This window comes from Variovorax sp. YR216, from assembly GCF_900107745.1.
In the GTDB taxonomy this organism is placed as follows: domain Bacteria; phylum Pseudomonadota; class Gammaproteobacteria; order Burkholderiales; family Burkholderiaceae_C; genus Variovorax.
On record NZ_FNRO01000017.1, the window covers coordinates 1 to 18181 of the forward strand.

At 65.9% G+C, this 18181-nt stretch carries 17 protein-coding genes and 1 pseudogene; 6 read left to right on the forward strand and 12 right to left on the reverse strand.

The genetic code is table 11. From position 1 onward, the window contains the following. Positions 1-188, reverse strand: a pseudogene (locus BLW05_RS28370) (cytochrome-c peroxidase); the annotation flags it as partial. Beyond that, a complete protein-coding gene (locus tag BLW05_RS28375) occupies positions 185-1117 on the reverse strand; it encodes a DUF6502 family protein (protein ID WP_256330539.1) in 933 nt (310 codons plus the stop codon). The pseudogene BLW05_RS28370 and the gene BLW05_RS28375, both read right to left, overlap by 4 nt. 152 nt (positions 1118-1269) lie before the next feature. Here BLW05_RS28375 and BLW05_RS28380 point away from each other — a divergent pair, with 152 nt between their 5' ends. Beyond that, positions 1270-1701 carry a hypothetical protein gene (locus tag BLW05_RS28380; RefSeq protein ID WP_143044953.1) on the forward strand — a complete coding sequence of 144 codons (432 nt, stop codon included), beginning with the start codon at positions 1270-1272 and terminating at the stop codon, positions 1699-1701. A 21-nt stretch (positions 1702-1722) separates the two neighbouring features. Here BLW05_RS28380 and BLW05_RS28385 read toward each other — a convergent pair whose 3' ends face one another. Further along, positions 1723-3534 (reverse strand): tetratricopeptide repeat protein, encoded by a 1812-nt coding sequence (locus BLW05_RS28385; protein WP_093166928.1) that lies wholly within the window; start codon positions 3532-3534, stop codon positions 1723-1725. A 326-nt stretch (positions 3535-3860) separates the two neighbouring features. Here BLW05_RS28385 and BLW05_RS28390 point away from each other — a divergent pair, with 326 nt between their 5' ends. Genes BLW05_RS28390 through BLW05_RS28400 form a run of 3 tightly spaced genes read left to right on the forward strand, consistent with a single transcriptional unit; the run spans position 3861 to position 6129 of the window. Next, complete coding sequence (locus BLW05_RS28390) at positions 3861-4247, forward strand: tripartite tricarboxylate transporter TctB family protein (RefSeq protein WP_093166930.1); 387 nt, start codon at positions 3861-3863, stop codon at positions 4245-4247. 2 nt (positions 4248-4249) lie between these two features. Further along, positions 4250-5779: a tripartite tricarboxylate transporter permease gene (locus BLW05_RS28395; RefSeq protein ID WP_093166932.1), complete on the forward strand. Its 1530-nt coding sequence runs from the start codon at positions 4250-4252 to the stop codon at positions 5777-5779. Between the two features lie 11 nt (positions 5780-5790). Next, the gene (locus BLW05_RS28400) at positions 5791-6129 is read left to right on the forward strand and encodes a hypothetical protein (RefSeq protein ID WP_093166934.1); all 339 of its coding nucleotides are present in this window, start codon (positions 5791-5793) and stop codon (positions 6127-6129) included. A 4-nt stretch (positions 6130-6133) separates the two neighbouring features. On the opposite strand, the gene BLW05_RS28405 is transcribed toward BLW05_RS28400, so the two are convergent. From BLW05_RS28405 to BLW05_RS28445, 9 genes are all read right to left on the reverse strand, one after another. Beyond that, positions 6134-6835: an ABC transporter ATP-binding protein gene (locus tag BLW05_RS28405; protein WP_093166936.1), complete on the reverse strand. Its 702-nt coding sequence runs from the start codon at positions 6833-6835 to the stop codon at positions 6134-6136. 1 nt (position 6836) lies between these two features. Continuing rightward, positions 6837-7583 carry an ABC transporter ATP-binding protein gene (locus tag BLW05_RS28410; RefSeq protein WP_093166938.1) on the reverse strand — a complete coding sequence of 249 codons (747 nt, stop codon included), beginning with the start codon at positions 7581-7583 and terminating at the stop codon, positions 6837-6839. Next, positions 7580-8530: a branched-chain amino acid ABC transporter permease gene (locus BLW05_RS28415; RefSeq protein WP_093166940.1), complete on the reverse strand. Its 951-nt coding sequence runs from the start codon at positions 8528-8530 to the stop codon at positions 7580-7582. The genes BLW05_RS28410 and BLW05_RS28415 overlap by 4 nt, the downstream gene beginning before the upstream one ends. Before the next feature lie 2 nt (positions 8531-8532). After that, on the reverse strand, positions 8533-9405 hold the full coding sequence (locus BLW05_RS28420) for a branched-chain amino acid ABC transporter permease (RefSeq protein WP_093166941.1): 873 nt from the start codon (positions 9403-9405) through the stop codon (positions 8533-8535). 140 nt (positions 9406-9545) lie between these two features. Beyond that, positions 9546-10712 carry an ABC transporter substrate-binding protein gene (locus BLW05_RS28425; RefSeq protein ID WP_093166943.1) on the reverse strand — a complete coding sequence of 389 codons (1167 nt, stop codon included), beginning with the start codon at positions 10710-10712 and terminating at the stop codon, positions 9546-9548. Positions 10713-10823: 111 nt separating this feature from the next. Continuing rightward, positions 10824-11642: an alpha/beta fold hydrolase gene (locus tag BLW05_RS28430; protein ID WP_093166945.1), complete on the reverse strand. Its 819-nt coding sequence runs from the start codon at positions 11640-11642 to the stop codon at positions 10824-10826. After that, positions 11642-13189 (reverse strand): benzoate-CoA ligase family protein, encoded by a 1548-nt coding sequence (locus tag BLW05_RS28435; protein WP_093166946.1) that lies wholly within the window; start codon positions 13187-13189, stop codon positions 11642-11644. Before BLW05_RS28435 ends, BLW05_RS28430 begins: the two co-directional genes overlap by 1 nt. Positions 13190-13224: 35 nt before the next feature. Further along, positions 13225-14784, reverse strand: a complete 1560-nt coding sequence (locus BLW05_RS28440; protein ID WP_093166948.1) for a 3,4-dehydroadipyl-CoA semialdehyde dehydrogenase — start codon at positions 14782-14784, stop codon at positions 13225-13227. Then, complete coding sequence (locus BLW05_RS28445; RefSeq protein WP_093166950.1) at positions 14781-15245, reverse strand: 4-hydroxylaminobenzoate lyase; 465 nt, start codon at positions 15243-15245, stop codon at positions 14781-14783. Before BLW05_RS28445 ends, BLW05_RS28440 begins: the two co-directional genes overlap by 4 nt. Before the next feature lie 178 nt (positions 15246-15423). Between BLW05_RS28445 and BLW05_RS28450 the strand changes: the two genes are divergently transcribed. Both BLW05_RS28450 and boxC read left to right on the forward strand, forming a co-directional pair. Further along, the gene (locus BLW05_RS28450; RefSeq protein ID WP_093166952.1) at positions 15424-16356 is read left to right on the forward strand and encodes a helix-turn-helix transcriptional regulator; all 933 of its coding nucleotides are present in this window, start codon (positions 15424-15426) and stop codon (positions 16354-16356) included. Positions 16357-16498: 142 nt separating this feature from the next. Further along, a complete protein-coding gene (boxC, locus tag BLW05_RS28455) occupies positions 16499-18169 on the forward strand; it encodes a 2,3-epoxybenzoyl-CoA dihydrolase (RefSeq protein ID WP_093166954.1) in 1671 nt (556 codons plus the stop codon). Positions 18170-18181: the final 12 nt, after the last annotated feature.

Genomic DNA, 18181 nt, shown 5'->3' on the forward strand with positions numbered 1-18181 from the left:
GAGGTCGTCCTGTCCAGCAGCGACTGCTGCGCGGTTGCGCTGCCGGGCGCCATGCCTGTTGCGCCCGTAGCGCCTGTGTTGCTTCCGGCGACGATGGCGATGCCACCGCTGCTACCCCCGCCGCCGCACGAAGCGAGCACCGCCATTGCCACCGCCAGACAGACATCGCGCGCAAAGGTCTTCGTCATGGTCGTCCTTCCTTGGGCGGAGCAGATGCATCCGCGACAGCGTCGGAAGCCGGCGCGGGACCCTCTTCATAGTAGGCGTAGATGCCGATGCGCATCCGCGCCGATGCAGACTTCGGCGCTGCGGTGAAAGCATCGGTCAGCTCATGCGTGAGCTCGTGATGCAGCGCATTCCAGCGCACGCGCGCGATCTGGTGAATTCGTTCGCATTCCTGCGGGGCGATCCCCCTCGCGAACACCGAGCGCTCCAGGAACGCACGCTGCCCGCCCAGCGTGTTCGACACCGCCGCGAGCAGGTGGTCGCGCGTGTTGTCGCCGAGAAAGGCCAGCATGCTGCGCATGTCCCGCGCGGGCACGAAGCCGTCGGCATCGAGTTCGGCGAAGCCGTCGCTGCGCTCGGTCACCATGCCGAGCCGCACCAGCTCGTCGAGCACCGCGCGATGGTGCACGTTCCCGCGGGTTGCCTTGTGCGCGACCGCTTCGAACGAGGGGCCCCGCGCGACCGCGTTGATGGGCAGCGTGCGCCGCGAAGGATCGTCCGTGCACATGCGCAGCCACAGCGTCATGGTCTTCGCGGGCGCGGACATCTCGGAATAGGGGAGGTGCTCGACCGTGTCGCGGACGATCGAGGTCACGACCTTGCGATTGAGACCGGTGGTCAGCGAGATCTGGCTGAGGTTCGGCTCGTTGCCGTTGTCACGCCAGGTGCGTTGCGCTTCCTCGACCAGCAGGCTGCGCAGGAGATGGTCGAGCTGTGCATGCTTGACACCCATGCGCACGGCAAGGCGAACCAGCGGACGCATCACGCGCGCGCAGGCCGCAAGAACCCAGTCGAGCTGACCCTCCGCCAGCTGCGCGAGCTTCGCGGAAGGCAGAGCTCTTGCACGGCCCCTGCGGGAGGCGCCGATCGCTCTCACGGCTTCCTTCGTCATTTAGCCCACCATGTTGCGGCACGTTGTTCGCCCCGCACTGGCGACACGTACACGAAGTTCAGTTCCCGTCCGACAGGATTGCTTCGACGCTCATTGGAGAACACACTCTCGAAATGTGATTTTTTCACATCAAAGAAAGCGAGGAAAGCCCTATGCCTTCAATCCCTGCTGTCATCCCTGGTCGTACGCTTGGGCGCCCGTTCCTCATCGCGCACCACGCTTTCGTTGAATTCGGTCCCGCGGGTGCATCGCAAGCCGCATGGGCCACGGAGTTGCCCGATTCCGGGCCGTCGTGTCCGGTCGCATTTGCCGGACTCATCGATCTCGTTCGATCGACAGCCGCCGAAGACTGCGGCGAAATCTGCCAGGAATGCAAGACGCTCAACCGCGCGGGCGCCTGCTACTGCAAGGGCTGCGAACACAAGCTCCCGGCGTACTACGCCTCTGCCAATGCTCGCGCGCCGTTGGTACTCAGGCAACGGCGCGAGCGAACCGGCAACCGCACCCTGGCCTGGGACCTCGCGGCCGTGTGGGTGGTGCTGAGTTCGCTGGTATTGATAACGGCATTCATTCCCGTGCCATGAGGTGCTTCCGGGCCGGGTCGATCAAAGCGCCGCCAGATCCGGCCCGCCGCGCGGCCCGAACCATGCGCGCTCATACGCTTTGCGCGCCGCCTTCTCGGCATTCGCATCACCCTTCTTGCGCTCCACCTCGACAAGGCCCGCGAGCGCCCAGCCGTTGTTGCGCACCCTGACGAGCGAATCCCTGAACGCCTGCTGCGCCTCGTCGAGCTTGCCTTGCCGCAGCTTCACCGCACCGAGCGACTGCCGTACCGGGTAGTACCAGTAGGGCGGCTCGGTGTAGGGGATGGTGTCCTCGATCGCGATCGCGTCGGAATAGAACTTCGCCGCCGCATCGAGATCGCCATTCGCATCGGCAAGCCGACCGGCGGCGACGAGGCCTGCGGTGCGGATGATCTCGCGCGCGGGCAACTGCCACGCCTCGAAGGCCTTGTAGTCGGCGGTGCTTTCGATTTTCTCGATGGCGTCGATTTCCTTCTGCGCGTTGGCCTTGTCCTTCTTGTGCGCGTAGGCAATGGCGCGCGCGTAGTGGTACATCGTCTGCACGACCGCCGCATCGTCCGACGGCGCCGGCAGCTGGAGGATGGTGTCCGGATCGCTGAATCGCGCATGCGCCGCATAGGGCGCGGACTTGATCGGCTGCAGGATCGGGAACATCTTCACCAGCTCCATCGGCACCGCGGCGTCGAGCTTCGAGGCCGATTCGACGGCAGTCTTGCCGTCGCCGCCCATCTGCGCCGACACCAGCACGAAGTGCACGTTGTGCGGGTAGTAGGCGGTCTTGTAGATCGGATCGGATGCAGAGGTCTTGAAGTAGCCCTCGTCCACCTTCGCCGCCTTCTGGTTGAGCGTCATCGACTCGCGGTACAGGCCCACGCGATAGTAGATGTGCGCCGGCATGTGCACGATGTGGCCCGCCCCGGGCATCAGTGCCGCGAGGCGATTGGCATAGGGGAGCGCCTTATCCGGCTGTGTCGATGCCTCCATCGCATGGATGTAGAGGTGGATGGCGCCGGGATGCGTCGGATCGCGCTTGAGCACGGTCTCGAGCGTCCTGACGATGTCCGCGCCCCGGCCCTTCGGCGTCGCGCCACCGGCGTCCCAGTAGTCCCAGGGTTGCGTGTCCATCGCAGCCTCGGCGTAGAGGGTCTGGATGGTGTCGTCGGCGGGAAAGGATTCCGCCACCGCCTTCATCGCATCGGCATAGGCCGCATCGAGCGGAGCGCGGTTCGGCGGCGGGTTGTCGGCATAGCGTTTCTCGAGCGCCCCGATCAGCGCCTGCTCCTTCGCGCTCGCGTTGCCCTTGAGCGCAACCGCCCTGGTCAGCGCGGCCATCGCTGGTGCATTGGCGTCCGGCATCATCGGCACGTTGATGTTGGTGCCCAGCACGAGCGCCTCGCCCCAGAAGCACATCGCGCATTGCGGATCGAGCTTCTGCGCAGCCTGGAAGGCGCGCTGCGCCTCCGCATGGTTGAAGCCGAAGGCCAGCCGCAGTCCCTGATTGAAATAGGCCTGCGCCCTCGGGTTCTTCGTGCTGATGCGGAACCCGAGCGAGCCGAGGTCCTTGTAGAGCGGCACATCGGCCGATACCGTCGGATTCGGCGGCGCCTTTGCGGTTTGCGTTGCCGCGACGCGCACCAGGGCCTTCAGCAAGGCAGGCTGCCCGGTCGCGCCGGGTCCGCAGACATTGCCCGATGGCGAGAGCAGCGGATCGAAGCCGCCTGCTGCCTTGCCGGCGCCGACTTCGTCAGGTAGCAGCAAGCCGGTCGCTGCGAAGATCCAGGCGCACGCCGCAATGGCGCTGCCGCGCGGGGTCGGAGATCGATGCAACGGCATGACATTCCTCCTCGGATCGAGGGCCGATTCGCCCGCCGTTGCGCCGCTTGCAACGCAATGCGCCGGGGTGATCGGCAATGCTTGCTTCGGATCAGGGTCGCAAATTTTGGCACTCGCCAAGGGTCGCCGCAATCGCCTGATACGTAGTTTCACGAACAGTCGCCGTCAGATTCCGCTCAGTTATGCGGCAAGAACATCGAAGCATCCGGAAATTCCCGCCGGATGGAGACAAGTTCCGCACCGGCCGCCGCCGCAACCGCGGGATTCGATGACCCCAACCTGATCGTGCTTACATGAATAGAAATCTTGTCAGAGGCTTGTTCCTCATGGCGATCGCACTGGCCTTCGGGCTGACCGCGCTTCGCTACCCCATCGGACAACTCAGTCATGCGGGGCCCGGCTTCTTCCCCGCGTTGGTCAGCGGCTTGCTGATGATCATTGCCGTGGCGACGGTGGTGCGTTCGTTCTTCGTCGAGAAGGTGCACCTGCCCCTCTTCTTTCGCAACATCCTGATCGTTCTCGGGAGCCTTTGCGGCTTCGCGTTGGTGTCGATGTTCGTGAACATGATCGTGGGCATCGTCTTCCTGGTGTTCGTGTCGACCTTGGCCGGTACCTCCTACTCCTGGTGGCGCAACGTCAAGATTTCCGCCGGCCTGATCGCGATGGCTCTGGCCCTTCAATACCTGCTCGGCCTGAACCTGCCGCTGTTCTGATCATGGAAGCACTCAACAACCTGGCGTTCGGCTTCTCGCACGCCCTCACTCTTCACAACCTGATGTACTGCGCCATCGGGTGCACCGTCGGCACGCTCGTCGGCCTGCTGCCGGGCCTCGGCCCGCTGGCGACCATCAGCCTGCTGCTGCCGCTGACGTACTCGATCCCGACCACCGGCGCGCTGATCATGCTTGCCGGTATCTACTACGGCGCGCAGTACGGCGACAGCGTCAGCGCGATCACGATGAAGATCCCGCACGCGAGCAGTATCGTGGCCTGCATAGACGGCTACCAGATGACGCTCAAGGGGAAGACCGGGGTGGCGCTGTTCACCGCGGGCTTCTCGAGCTTCATCGGCGGCACGGTGGCGATCATCGTGCTGACCTTCCTGGCGCCGGTGCTCGGTGAAGTGGCCTTCCTCTTCGGCCCGGCCGACTACGTCGCGATGATGCTCGTCGGCTTTGTCTGCGTGAGCTTCGTGACCACCGGCAGCCTGCTCAATGGCCTGGCGATGTGCATGATCGGCGTGCTGCTCGGCTGCATCGGCACCGACGTGAACAGCGGCGCGCAGCGCTTCACCATGGACCTTCCCTTCCTCGTGGACGGCGTGGGCGTCGTGAGCATCGCGCTCGGCTGCTTCGGTATTGCCGAAATCACCAAGAACCTCGACGCGCGTGAGGAGCGTTCGCCCTTCAACGGCAAGATCAATCTCATTCCGACCTGGGATGAGTTCAAGCGGATCTGGCCGAGCGCCCTGCGCGGCAGCGCCATCGGCTCCTTCCTGGGCATCCTGCCCGGCGGCGGCCCGACCATCGCGCAGTTCGCGGCGTATGCGATCGACAAGAAGGTCAGCAAGTACAAGCACGAGATCGGCACCGGCTGCATCGAAGGCGTGGCCGGTCAGGCCGCGGCCGACGAAGCCGCAGCGCGCACCAGCTTCATCCCGCTGATGAGCATCGGCATCCCTGAAAACGCCGTGATGGCGCTGATGCTGGCCGCCTTCATCATCAAGGGCATCCAGCCGGGCCCGAACATGATCGCGACCCACCCCGAACTCTTCTGGGGCCTGGTGGCGAGCATGTGGGTCGGCAACGTCTTCCTGCTGGTGCTGAACGTGCCGCTGGTGCGCTACTGGCTGTCGGTGTTCAAGATCCCGTACAACGTGCTGTTCCCCTGCATCCTGTTCTTCTGCGTCATCGGCACCTACAGCGTGAACAACAACCTGGAAGACGTGTTCATCACCGCCGCCTTCGGCCTGATGGGCTACCTCTTCATGCGGCTCGAGCTCGATGCCGCACCGCTGATGCTGGGCTTCATCCTCGGCCCGATGCTCGAAGAGAACTTCCGCCGCGCCATGCTCCTGAGCCGCGGCAGCTTCAACGTCTTCGTCCAGCGTCCGATCAGCGGCACGCTGATGGCATTGATCGCCGTTTTCGTCGTCTGGCAGGTCACCGTGTTCGTTCTGCAAGCCCGCAAGAAGGGCAAGGGCGTCCTTCCGGAATCGACCCACGCGCTGGAACCGCAGGAATAAGCGAAAGCGCCATGTTTGAAGTCAGCGACGAGGTGCGCCGCGTTGCCAGGGAAGAGCTGATGAAAGGGCCGCCGGCGGCGGCCCTTCGGCGTCTCGCGCAACGCTTCGACCTCCAGCGAACCAACCTGGCGTGGGTTGCCGCAGAAGTCTTCGACAACATGTTCGTCCCTGACCTCCAAGCCATCTGGGAGTGGGACCTGGAAGGCCGGGGCGATGGTCATTCCGATGCCGAGCTGGACGCCATGCTCGCGCACCTGAGGATGGACCTGCCCCGCCCCCGCGTGCTGGACACCCTTCCGGGCGACCGCCAGGGCGCGCCGGACCTGATGAAACCCGGCGCGTCGCGTTGACGCGTCAGACGCCGAGGACTTCCTCGAGCACCTCGGGCGAGGCCAGCAGATCGGCCGAAGCCCCTTGCCGCACGATGCGGCCTTTCTCCATCACCACCGCCTGATCGGTGTGCGCGAGCACCTTGCGCCAGTCGCGGTCGACGATCAGCGTGGCGATGCCGGTGGCGCGGATGTCGCTGATCACGCGCCAGATCTCGGCCACGATCAGCGGCGCGAGGCCTTCGGTGGCTTCGTCGAGGATCATCAGGCGCGGATTGGTCATCAGCGCGCGGCCGATGGAAAGCATCTGCTGCTCGCCGCCCGACAACTGCTGGCCGCCGTGCGAGAGCCGCTCGGTCAGGCGCGGGAAGGTCGCCATCACGCGGTCGAAGGTCCAGTCGCGGCGGCCGTCGATGCCGGCGCGCGCGCTCATCACGAGGTTTTCGCGCACCGACAGGTTCGGGAAGATGCCGCGCCCTTCCGGCACATAGCCGATGCCACGGCGTGCCATCTTCTCGGGCGTCCAGCCGGTGACGTTCTGGCCGTCGAGCAGCACCTGCCCGGACGCGGGACGCACATAGCCCATCACCGAGCGGATCAGCGTGGTCTTGCCCATGCCATTGCGGCCGAGCAGGCCGACCGAGGTGGCCGTAGGAATATCGACATCGGCGCCGCGCAGGATGTGGCTGTCGCCGTAGTAGGTGTTGAGGCCCTGGACTTTCAGCATGTCAATGCTCCTCGCCCAGGTATGCGATCCGCACTTCCGGGTTCTGGCGGATCGAGGCCGGATCGCCGGTGGCGATCACCGTGCCGTTCACCATCACCGTGATGCGGTCGGCGATGCGGAAGACCGCATCCATGTCGTGCTCCACGAGCAGGATCGCGTGCGATTGCTTGAGGCGGTCGAGCAGCGCGAGCATGCGTTCGGTTTCTTCCGCGCCCATGCCGGCGAGCGGCTCGTCGAGCAGCAGCACGCGCGGCTTGGTCGCCAGGCACATCGCGACTTCGAGCTGGCGCTTGGCGCCATGGCTCAGCGTGCCGGCGATGCGATCGGCCACGCCGTCGAGGCCGGCGGCGGCGAGCGCTTCGCGCGCGGCGGCGTTGCTCTCCTCGCAGCGCTTCGATGATTGCCAGATCGCCCACGGCTTCGGCGTCGCGGCCTGCGCGGCGAGGCGGCAGTTCTCGAGCACCGTGAATTCCGGAAAGATCGTGGTGCGCTGGTAGCTGCGTCCCACGCCCGCGAGCGCGCGGCGGAACTGCGCGCGGTGGGTGATGTCCTCGCCGTCCAGCGAGATGCGCCCTTCGGAGGCGCCGATTTCGCCCGAGAGCATGTTGATCAGCGTGGACTTGCCAGCGCCGTTGGTGCCGATCACCGCGTGCACTTCGCCGCGCCGGAGATCGAGCGTGACCGCATTGACGGCGACGAGTCCGCCAAAACGACGGGTGAGCGATTCGACTGCGAGCAAGGTCGTCATGCGGCACCCCGCGGTGAGATACGAGCGGCCATGCCGATGATGCCCTTCGGCAGCAACGCGACGAACGCGATGATGGCCAGGCCCAGCGTGAGCTGCCAGTGGTCCGCGAGCGGCCCGACGATCGCATGTGTCGAGAGCAGCTCCTTCAGCAGCGTGAAGGCCACCGCGCCGATCACTGCGCCGCGCAGATGGCCGAGGCCGCCGAGGATGATCATCAGCAGCACCTCGCCGGAGTTGTGCCAGGCCAGCAACTCGGGGTTGACCACGCCGTCGCGCGAAGCCAGCAGAAAACCTGCGAGACCGGCCAGAGCGCCCGCGATCACGAACGCCGCGAGCTTGTAGCCATACACCGGAAAGCCCGCCGCCCGCATGCGCTGTTCATTCACGCGGATGCCCGCGAGCGCCGCGCCGAAGCGCGAGCGGCGGATCAGGGCCAGCAGCGCATAGGTGAACACGAGAGATGCAAGCACGAAGTAGAACTGCACGCGGGCATTCTCTAGATCGAGCGCGCCGAGGGCAGGGCGGATGTACATGTAGATGCCGTCGCTGCCGCCGCCGAGCGCGGTGTCGTGGAACACGAAGAAGGCCATCTGCGCAAACGCGAGCGTGACCATGATGAAGTACACGCCGCGCGTGCGCAGGCTCAATGCGCCGACGACCAGCGCGTAAGCTGCCGCGCAGCCCATCGCGAGCGGCAGCAAGAGCGCGATCGAGCCGCCTTCCTTGCCCGAGCCGAGCACGGTCGCATACGCGCCGATGCCGTAGAACGCGGCATGGCCAAGGCTCACGAGCCCGGTCATGCCTACCAGCAGTTCGAGGCTCAGCGCGAAGATCGACAGGATCATCACCTTCACCACGAGGTCGCTGAGATAGGGGCTCAGCGTCGGGCCGAGCAGGGCCAGCAGCAATGCGCAGGCCACCGGAATGAAGAACGAAGCGCGTTGCATGCTCAGAGCCTTTTCCCCATGAGTCCTTCGGGGCGCCAGATGAGCACGATCGCCATCAGCACGTACACGCCCATGCCGCTGAGTTCCGCGAAGAACACCTTGCCGAAGGTGTCGACGAAACCCACCAGCAATGAGGCGACCAGCGCACCGGTGATGGAACCGATGCCGCCGATCACCACCACCACGAAGCAGATGATCAGCACGCTCGCGCCCATGCCCGGATAGACCGAAGACATCGGCGCCGCGATCATCCCGGCCAGCGCCGCGAGCGCGACGCCCGCAGCGAACACGATGCGATAGAGCCGGCGGATGTCGATGCCCAGCCCGCGCACCATGTCGCGATTGCTCGCGCCGGCGCGGATCATCATCCCGAGTCGTGTGCGATTCACCACGTAGTAGAGCGCCACCGCCAGCACCACGCACGCCGCCGAGGCGAACAGGCGATACCACGGATAGCTCATGAGATCGCCGAGCGCGAAGCTGCCGTCGAGCCATGCGGGCACCTTCACGCCATGCACGTCGTTGCCCACCAGCAGCGAGCGCAACTCCTCGAAGACGAGGATCAGCCCGTAGGTCATCAGCACCTGCTGCAGATGGTCGCGCTGGTAGAGATAGCTGAAGAAGGCCCACTCCAGCACGTAGCCGAAGATCGCCGCGAGCACCACGCCCGCGACCAGCATCACGATGAACTGGTCACCGAACAGCGGCGACAGCGAGAACGCCATGTAGGCGCCGATCATGTAGAAGCTGCCGTGGGCGAGATTGATCACGCCCATGATCCCGAAGATCAGTGTCAGCCCCGATGCCACCAGGAACAGCAGCAGGCCGTACTGCACGGAGTTCAGGCACTGAACCAGAAAGGTACCGATGTCCACGGTGTGCGCTTCTTATTGGAAGGTTGAAAGAGACGTCCCGTTCGGGAAACGCCGCGGAACCGGCTTGGCCGGGCCGCTGGCGTTGCCCCCTGCAAGGGGGTTGGCGTAGCGACACGAAGTGCGCGAAGCCTGGGGGTGGGTCAGAGCTTGCAGCCGCGGGCCGGATCGGCCAGGTTCTTGACCGCGATGTTCACCAGCTTGTTCTCGTTGCCTTCGACCTTGCGCAGGTAGATGTCCTGCACGGGGTTGTGCGCCTTGTTCATCGTGAACGTACCGCGCGGGCTGTCGATCTTGGCCTTCTCCACCGCCGCCGCGAACTCGGCCTTCTTCGAGATGTCGCCCTTCACGGCCGCGAGGCCGATGCCAAGGATCTGCGCCGCGTCGTAGCCCTGCACGGCGTACACATCAGGCTGCAGCTTGAAGCTCTTGGCGTAGGCGGTGCGGAACGCCGTGTCGCGCGGCGTGTTCAGGCCGTCGGCGTAGTGCAGCGTGGTCTGCATGCCTTGCGCGGAATCGCCTTGGGCCTCGAGCGTGCCGTCAGTCAGGAAGCCGGGGCCGACGAGCGGAATGGTCTTGTTCAGGCCCGCAGCCGCATAGTCCTTGACGAACTTGACCGCGCCGCCGCCCGCGAAGAAGGCGTAGACCACGTCGGGCTTGGCCGCCGCGATCTCGGTCAAGAGCGCCTGGAACTCCACGTTCGGGAACGGCACCGTGAGCTGCTTGTCGACCTTGCCGCCGGCCTTCTCGAAGCCTTCCTTGAAGCCCGCCACCGACTCGTCGCCGGCCGCGTACTTCCAGGTGATCGTCATCGCCTTCTTCTTGCCCTGCTTGCCGGCGACCTCGCCCATCGCGTAGGCGGGCTGCCAGTTCGAGAACGAGCTGCGGAAGATGTTCTGTGCGCACATCGGTCCGGTCACCGCGTCGGCGCCGGCATTGGGAACGATCAGCATGGTGCCGCTTTCCTTGGCAGCCTTGGCCATCGCCATCGCGACGCCGGAGTGCACGGTGCCGATGATCACGTCGACGTTGTCGCGCTTGATCAGCTTGTTGACGTTGTCCGTGGCCTTGGCCGGATCGGATTCATCATCGACCTTGACGTACTCGATCTCGCGGCCGGCGAGCTTGCCGCCCTTTTCCTCGACCTGCAGCTTGAAGCCGTTTTCGATCGCGACGCCGAGCGCTGCGTACGTGCCGCTGAACGGAAGCATCAGGCCCACCTTCAGCTTGCCCGTCTGGGCGTGGCCCAACGTGGCGATGCAGGCCAGCGTCAGGGCCGTCAGCGTGGTGCGTGCGATGCGGGTGCTCATGGAAAACTCCTTCGTTGATAAAAGTTGGCGACCGGGGCCATTTCCGAAATCCAGGGACACCCGCGCAGATTGATGCAGGCGTCAATACTTTACAGGTAAACTATTTAGCTCTCAATTGAGAGTTTTCCCTGAGATCTTTTCCGAATGGCGCCCCACGAATGAAACGGTCGCCACTATCGCCGTTTCGGGCTGATCGCGATGCGGGGAATGCCCGCAGTCAGGAATCTCCAGCAACTGCGTCTGCGGCACGTGCAAGGCAATGTCGCGGATCTGGCGCAAGGTCCCGTATTCGTCATCGATGCCTTGCATAGCAAGAACCGGGCAACGGATCGTGCCGAGCTCGTTCTCGATGTTCCATTGCTTGAAGGGCGGATGCAGCCAGATGCGGTTCCAGCCCCAGAAGGCCGAGTCCACATCGTCGTGATAGCGGCCCAGCTTCTTGGGCATGTCGGTCTCGAGGTAGGCGCGGCGCGCGAGCTCGATGTTCGCGACCGTCACGTCCTCCACGAAGATGTGCGGGGCCAGCACCACGAGGCCCGCCACGCGATCGGGAAAGCGCGATGCGTAGAGCAGCGAGATCGAGCCGCCGTCGCTGTGACCGAAGAGCCAGGGCTTCTCGTCGATGCCGATCGCCTCGAAGAAGGCGGGGAGCACCTCGTGCGCCTGGCGGTGCATGAAGTCGACGTCCCACACTTCATCCGGGCCGCGCGGCGTCGAGCGTCCATACGCGGGCCGCGAGAACACCAGCCCGCGAAAGCCGCCGGCTTCGCACAGCTTCTCGGGGAAGTCCTTCCACATCGCGATCGAGCCGAGCCCTTCGTGCAGGAAGACGACCAGCGGTGCATCGGTCCGTTCCGGTGCGATGTGCACGTATTCGACGCGCACATCCCGGCCCCGCCATTGGATGGCGGCGAATTGGCTTTCGCTCATTACTGGGTTTCTCGTTCGCGCAGGCGGAAACGCTGGATCTTGCCCGTCGCGGTCTTCGGCAGTTCGTCGACGAACTCCATGAAGCGCGGGTACTTGTAGGGCGCGAGGCGTTCCTTGACGAAGGCCTTCAGCTCGTCTTCGCTCACCGATTGGCCTTCCTTGCGCACCACGAAAGCCTTGGTCTTCGTGAGGCCATCGGCGTCCTGCTTGCCGATCACCGCGGCTTCAAGCACCGCCGGATGCTGCATCAGCGTGGCCTCGACCTCGAAGGGCGAGACGTAGATGCCGCTGACCTTCAGCATGTCGTCGCTGCGGCCCGCATAGGTGTAGTAGCCGTCGGCATCGCGCGAGTACTTGTCGCCGCTCTTGGTCCAGCCTTCGCGGAAGGTGTCGGCCGTCTTCTCCGGATTGCCCCAGTACATGACGGCGGTGCTTGGCCCCTTGATATAGAGGTCGCCGACTTCGCCCACGGGAACCGGCTTGCCGTCTTCGCCGCGCAGCTCGATCTCGTAGCCTTCCACGGGCCGGCCTGTGGTGCCGTAGCGGATGTCGCCGGGGCGGTTGGAGATGAAGATGTGCAGCATCTCGGTCGAGCCGATGCCGTCGACGATCTCGCAGCCGAAGTGCTGCTTGAAGCGCTGGGCGATCTCGCCCGGCAACGCTTCGCCGGCCGAGGAGCACATGCGCAATGCCACTGCCTCGCGCGCCGGCAGATGGGGTGATGCGAGCATGCCCGCGAAGCCGGTTGGTGCGCCGAAGAACACCGTGGGCTTGTGCGCGCCGGTCCAGCGCCTGAAGGTGGCGTCGGGCGTGGGCCGCTCGGCCATCAGCAATACCGTCGCACCCACCGACAGCGGGAAGGTCAGCGCATTCCCAAGTCCGTAGGCGAAGTACATCTTGGCCGCGGAGAAGCACACGTCGTTCTCCGTCAGGCCCAGCACCGGCTTGCCGTACAGCTCCGCGGTCCACCATGGATTCGCGTGCGTGTGCACCGTGCCCTTGGGCTTGCCGGTGGAGCCCGACGAATAGAGCCAGAACGCATGGTCCTTCGGCGAAGTGGCCGCGGGCGCGGCGAGCGGCTGCTGCGCGGCGATCGCCGAATCGAGATTGCGCGCGTTCTCCGGCAGTGCCGCTGTCGGCTGGGAGACGAACAGTCTGTGCACCTGGTTCGTGCCCTTGGCCATCGCTTCCTGCAACACCGGAAGCAGCGCACCCGACACCATCGCCGCGGTCGCGCCGCTGTGTTCGAGCATGTAGGCGTAGTCATCCGCCGTGAGCAGCGTGTTCACCGCGACCGGCACGGCGCCCGCATAGAGGCTGCCGAGAAAGCACACCGGCCAGTCGCTGCTGTCGAGCATCAGCAGCAGCACGCGGTCTTCGCGTTGCACGCCGTCGGCGAGCAGGGCGGCGGCGAAGCGGCGGGCGCGGTCTTCGAGCTGGCCGTAGCCGAGTGCGCCGCGGTCGTCGACATAGGCCGTCTTCTGCGCGCGGCCGCGATTGAGCGCGAACAGGTGCTCGGCGAAGTTGAAGGTGTCAGGCAGGCTCATCGTGTGTCTCCTTGATTCGTTCCGCGCGAAGGGCGCTATGTCTGTGGCAGGCCGAGCTGCGCGAGCACCGCGGGGCTGGCCTGCACCGCGCTGCGGCGGTGATAGAAGTCCAGCGCGCGCAAGCCGCCCAGCTCCGCGCCTCCGCCCGCGCGGCCGGGGCCGCCATGCAGCGACATCGGCATCACATTGCCGTGGCCGGTGTGGGCCTGTGCGACATCGGGCGTGATGACGTGCACGCGGCCGTGGCTCGCGGCGACCTGCACGGCGGCTTGGCCGAGCGCCGCTTCATCCGCGCCGTAGAGCGAGGTCACGAGTGAGCCCTGGCCGCGATGCGCGAGCGCGATCGCATGGTCGAAATCGCGATAGGGCAGCAGCGTCGCGACCGGGCCGAACACTTCGATGTCATGCACGCGCTGCGCCGCATCCGCGTCGCGCGCGCCGAGCAGCACGGGTCCGATGCAGGCGGCGACGGCGGGGTCGGCATCGACCAGCGCCTTCGTGCTGCCATCATGCAGAACGCTCGCCTGCGTCTTGAGCGCATCGAGCCCCTCGCGCACCGCATTCAGCTGCGCGCGGCTCACCAGCGAGCCCATGCGCACCGTTTCGTTGCGCGGGTTGCCGACCGTGATGCCGGCGAGCTTCGCGCCGATCGCTTCCGCGGCCGCGTCATACGAGGCGGCGGGCACGAGGATGCGGCGGATCGCGGTGCACTTCTGGCCCGACTTGACTGTCATCTCGCGCACCACTTCGCGCACGAGCAGGTTGAAGGCCTCGGAGCCGGGGGCGGCGTCGGGCAGCAGCAGCGCGGAGTTCAGGCTGTCGGCCTCGATGTTCACGCGCACCGAGCGTTGCGCCACGGCCGGATGCGAGCGGATCACCGCGCCGGTGTCGGCCGAACCGGTGAACGACACCACGTCGAAGCTCTCGAGCTGGTCCATCAGCCCGGCGGAGCTGCCGCAGATCACCGACAGCGCCCCCGGGGGCAGCACGCCGGCCTCGACCACGTCGCGCACCATGCGCTGCGTGAGCCAGGCCGTCGCGGTCGCGGGCTTGACGATCACCGGCACGCCGGAGAGCAGGGCGGGCGCGGCCTTCTCCCACAGCCCCCACGATGGGAAATTGAAGGCATTGATGAGCAAGGCCACCCCGTGCGTCGGCACCTGCAGGTGCTGCGACTGGAAGACCGGCTCCTTGCCGAGCTTCACCGCGTCGCCGTCGCGCAGCGCGCGCACGTCGCCGAGCGCATCGCCCCATTTCGCGTACTGACCGATGGTGAAGATCGCGCCGTCGATGTCGACCGCCGAGTCGTTCTTCACCGTGCCGGAGTTCGCGGTGGCGATCTCGTAATAGCTGTCGCGATTCGCCTGCAGCACTTTCACGATGGCGGCGAGCAGGCCGGCGCGCTGGCGATAAGTCAAAGCGCGCAGGGCTGCGCCGCCGGTCTCACGCGCAAAGCGGAAGGCCCCGGGCAGATCCAGCCCGGTCGCATCGACCCTGACCAGTTCGGTGCCGAGCACCGGATCGAACAGCGGCGTTCCGGCGCCGGTGCCGGCCTGCCAGCGGCCGGCAACGTAGTTGGAAAGAAGTTCGGTCATTTGGTGAACTGGATTTGGCCTTCCGGCAATAGATAGAGAACGAGGGCGCGACCTTGCGCCACCGTCGGGAAATGCGCGCTGCCCGGCGGATAGACGCACCAGCCGGCCGGCCGGCCGTCGAAGGTCGCGTCGCCTTCGAGCGGCATGATCAAATCGATCTCCCCGCCGGGGTGCGTGTGATGTGGCCCGGCGATGTCGCGCATGTCGACTACGTCGACCGAGAAGCGGCCGAGCGCGTCCTCGGCCTTGAAGGCCCGCCCGTAGCGGATCCCGCCGCCTTCGCGCTCGCACAGCCAGCCTTCGGCCACGCCGCCGATGCAGGCCTGTTTCAGCGCTTCATAAGTGGGGCTGCCGGCGCCATGGTGAGTGTTGAGCCAGTGGTCGAGGTCGGCGTCGAGTGGCCGACCGGCAATCCGGGTCGCCACATCGGCGACGAGTTGATGAAAGGCTTGCTTGGACATGGGCGCCTCGTGGTTCGTGGGAACAAACTTGACTGCACTTGCTTGCGGCAATTGCCGGCGTGCAGTATCTTGCCTGTGTGCGAACCATAAGCACCCACCATTCGGGTGTCAAGCAATATAGTGCATGAATGGGTGATAACCCTGAGATTCACCCATCGGAAGACAGTGAAAGAACCTCATGAATGAGCGAGCCGATGACGCGGTGCTGACCGCCGACACCGAGGCATCACAGCCGGCCGAAGAGGCCAAGAACCCGCTGCTGGTGGCGCTGGGCGACCGTGTCCGCAACCTGCGCGCGCGAAGGGGGCTCACCCGCAAGGCGGTCGCGCAGGCGGCCAACGTGTCGGAGCGCCACCTCGCCAATCTCGAGTACGGCATTGGCAATGCCTCGATCCTGGTGCTGCAGCAGGTGTCGGGCGCGCTGCAGTGCTCGCTGGCCGAACTCGTCGGCGACATCACCACCAGCTCGCCCGAGTGGCTGCTGATCCGCGAATTGCTGGAGCACCGCAGCGAAGCCGACTTGCGACGCGCCCGCGTCGCGCTCGGCGAACTGCTCGGCACCGCGGCTGGCGACCCGGCACGTCGACGCCGCATTGCGCTGGTCGGATTGCGCGGCGCGGGCAAGTCCACGCTGGGGCAGATGCTGGCGGACGACCTCGACGTGCCCTTCATCGAGCTCAGCCGCGAGATCGAGAAGTTCGCCGGCTGCAGCGTGCGCGAGATCCACGACCTCTACGGCACCAACGCCTACCGCCGCTACGAGCGCCGCGCGCTCGAGGAGACCATCCAGATCTACAGCGAGGTGGTGATCGCCACGCCGGGCGGCATCGTCTCCGACCCGGCCACCTTCAACCAGTTGCTCGCGCACTGCACCACCGTCTGGCTGCAGGCCGCACCCGAGGAGCACATGGGCCGCGTCGCTGCGCAGGGCGACACCCGGCCCATGGCCGCCAGCAAGGAGGCCATGGACGACCTGCGCCGCATCCTCGCCGGCCGCGCGGCCTTCTATTCGAAGGCCGACCTGGCCGTCGACACCAGCGGGCATGGTCTCGCGGAGAGCTTCCAGCTCCTGCGCAACGCCGTGCGCGAAACCATCCACCACGAAGGCTGACCCGCCTCCGGCTCATCCACTGCCTGTAAAAAATTCATTCCAGGGTTGACGCGCCTCAAAACATGCAGCATGATGCATGTCCATGCGATAGGCAAATGCACTATTGTTCCTTGATGCCCCCCCGAACCCCTAGGAGACCGACATGGCCGAAACCGCTGCTCACCCCGCCCGCGTGGACTACCGCACCGATCCCACGCAGTACCGCCACTGGAACCTGAGCGTCGAAGGCTCGGTCGCCCGCCTGTCGCTCGACATCGCGGAAGACGGCGGCATCCGCCCCGGCTACAAGCTCAAGCTCAACAGCTACGACCTCGGCGTGGACATCGAACTGCACGACGCGCTCAACCGCGTGCGCTTCGAGCACCCTGAAGTGCGTTCGGTCATCGTCACCAGCGCCAAGGACCGCATCTTCTGCTCCGGCGCCAACATCTTCATGCTCGGCGTGTCGAGCCACGCCTGGAAGGTGAACTTCTGCAAGTTCACCAACGAGACCCGCAACGGCATCGAGGATTCGTCGAAGCACTCGGGCCTGAAGTTCGTCGCCGCGGTCAACGGCGCCTGCGCCGGCGGCGGCTACGAACTCGCGCTGGCCTGCGACGAGATCATCCTGGTCGACGACCGCTCTTCGTCCGTCTCGCTGCCGGAAGTCCCGCTGCTTGGCGTGCTGCCCGGCACCGGCGGCCTGACCCGTGTCACCGACAAGCGCCATGTGCGCCATGACCTCGCCGACATCTTCTGCACCAGCGTCGAAGGCGTACGCGGCCAGCGCGCCGTTGAATGGCGCCTGGTCGATGCGATCGCCAAGCCCGCGCAATTCGGCGCGGCCGTGCAGGAACGCGCGGCCAAGCTCGGCGAAGGCAGCCACCGTCCGGCCAACGGCAAGGGCGTGCAACTCACCCGCGTCGAGCGAGAGGACGGGCCCGACAGCCTGCGCTATGAATACGTGACCGTCGAGATCGACCGCGCCCGCCGCACCGCGACCTTCACCGTGAAGGCACCGAAGACCGCGCAGCCGACCGACATCGCCGGCATCGAAGCCGCAGGCACCGCCTGGTGGCCGCTCGCGATGGCCCGCCAGCTCGACGATGCCATCCTGTGCATGCGCACCAACGAACTCGACGTCGGCACCTGGCTGCTGAAGACCGAAGGCGATGCGCAGGCCGTGCTGGCCAGCGACGCGACCGTCCTCGCCAACAAGGACCACTGGCTGGTGCGCGAAACCATCGGCCTGCTGCGCCGCACGCTGGCGCGCCTCGACGTGTCGTCGCGCAGCCTCTTCGCGCTGATCGAATCGGGCTCCTGCTTCGCCGGCACGCTGGCCGAGCTGGCCTTTGCGGCCGACCGCGCCTACATGCTCGCGCTGCCCGACGACGCCGAGAAGGCACCGAAGCTCACGCTCAATGAATTCAACTTCGGCTTCTTCCCGCTGGTGAACGACCAGACGCGCCTGCAACGCCGTTTCTATGAAGAGTCCGCGCCGCTCGAAGCCGCCCGCGGCGCCGCCGGCAAGGCGCTTGACGCGGACGAGGCGCTCAAGCTCGGCCTCGTGACGATGGCCCCGGACGACATCGACTGGGACGACGAGATCCGCATCGCGATCGAAGAGCGCGTCGCGATGTCGCCCGATGCTTTGACCGGCCTCGAAGCCAACCTGCGCTTCGCAAGCAAGGAAAACATGGCCACCCGCATCTTCGGCCGGCTGACCGCCTGGCAGAACTGGATCTTCAACCGCCCGAACGCCGTCGGCGAGAAGGGCGCTCTCAAGGTGTATGGCACCGGCCAGAAGGCCGGCTTCGATATGAACCGCGTCTGATCATTCGTCCCA

Excerpts from the sequence above, each read along its gene's own strand:
- BLW05_RS28375 (WP_256330539.1), bottom strand. The coding sequence starts at position 1,117 with ATGACGAAGGAAGCCGTGAGAGCGATCGGCGCCTCCCGCAGGGGCCGT.
- BLW05_RS28380 (WP_143044953.1), top strand. The coding sequence starts at position 1,270 with ATGCCTTCAATCCCTGCTGTCATCCCTGGTCGTACGCTTGGGCGCCCG.
- BLW05_RS28385 (WP_093166928.1), bottom strand. The coding sequence starts at position 3,534 with ATGCCGTTGCATCGATCTCCGACCCCGCGCGGCAGCGCCATTGCGGCG.
- BLW05_RS28390 (WP_093166930.1), top strand. The coding sequence starts at position 3,861 with ATGGCGATCGCACTGGCCTTCGGGCTGACCGCGCTTCGCTACCCCATC.
- BLW05_RS28395 (WP_093166932.1), top strand. The coding sequence starts at position 4,250 with ATGGAAGCACTCAACAACCTGGCGTTCGGCTTCTCGCACGCCCTCACT.
- BLW05_RS28400 (WP_093166934.1), top strand. The coding sequence starts at position 5,791 with ATGTTTGAAGTCAGCGACGAGGTGCGCCGCGTTGCCAGGGAAGAGCTG.
- BLW05_RS28405 (WP_093166936.1), bottom strand. The coding sequence starts at position 6,835 with ATGCTGAAAGTCCAGGGCCTCAACACCTACTACGGCGACAGCCACATC.
- BLW05_RS28410 (WP_093166938.1), bottom strand. The coding sequence starts at position 7,583 with ATGACGACCTTGCTCGCAGTCGAATCGCTCACCCGTCGTTTTGGCGGA.
- BLW05_RS28415 (WP_093166940.1), bottom strand. The coding sequence starts at position 8,530 with ATGCAACGCGCTTCGTTCTTCATTCCGGTGGCCTGCGCATTGCTGCTG.
- BLW05_RS28425 (WP_093166943.1), bottom strand. The coding sequence starts at position 10,712 with ATGAGCACCCGCATCGCACGCACCACGCTGACGGCCCTGACGCTGGCC.
- BLW05_RS28430 (WP_093166945.1), bottom strand. The coding sequence starts at position 11,642 with ATGAGCGAAAGCCAATTCGCCGCCATCCAATGGCGGGGCCGGGATGTG.
- BLW05_RS28435 (WP_093166946.1), bottom strand. The coding sequence starts at position 13,189 with ATGAGCCTGCCTGACACCTTCAACTTCGCCGAGCACCTGTTCGCGCTC.
- BLW05_RS28440 (WP_093166948.1), bottom strand. The coding sequence starts at position 14,784 with ATGACCGAACTTCTTTCCAACTACGTTGCCGGCCGCTGGCAGGCCGGC.
- BLW05_RS28445 (WP_093166950.1), bottom strand. The coding sequence starts at position 15,245 with ATGTCCAAGCAAGCCTTTCATCAACTCGTCGCCGATGTGGCGACCCGG.
- BLW05_RS28450 (WP_093166952.1), top strand. The coding sequence starts at position 15,424 with ATGAATGAGCGAGCCGATGACGCGGTGCTGACCGCCGACACCGAGGCA.
- boxC (WP_093166954.1), top strand. The coding sequence starts at position 16,499 with ATGGCCGAAACCGCTGCTCACCCCGCCCGCGTGGACTACCGCACCGAT.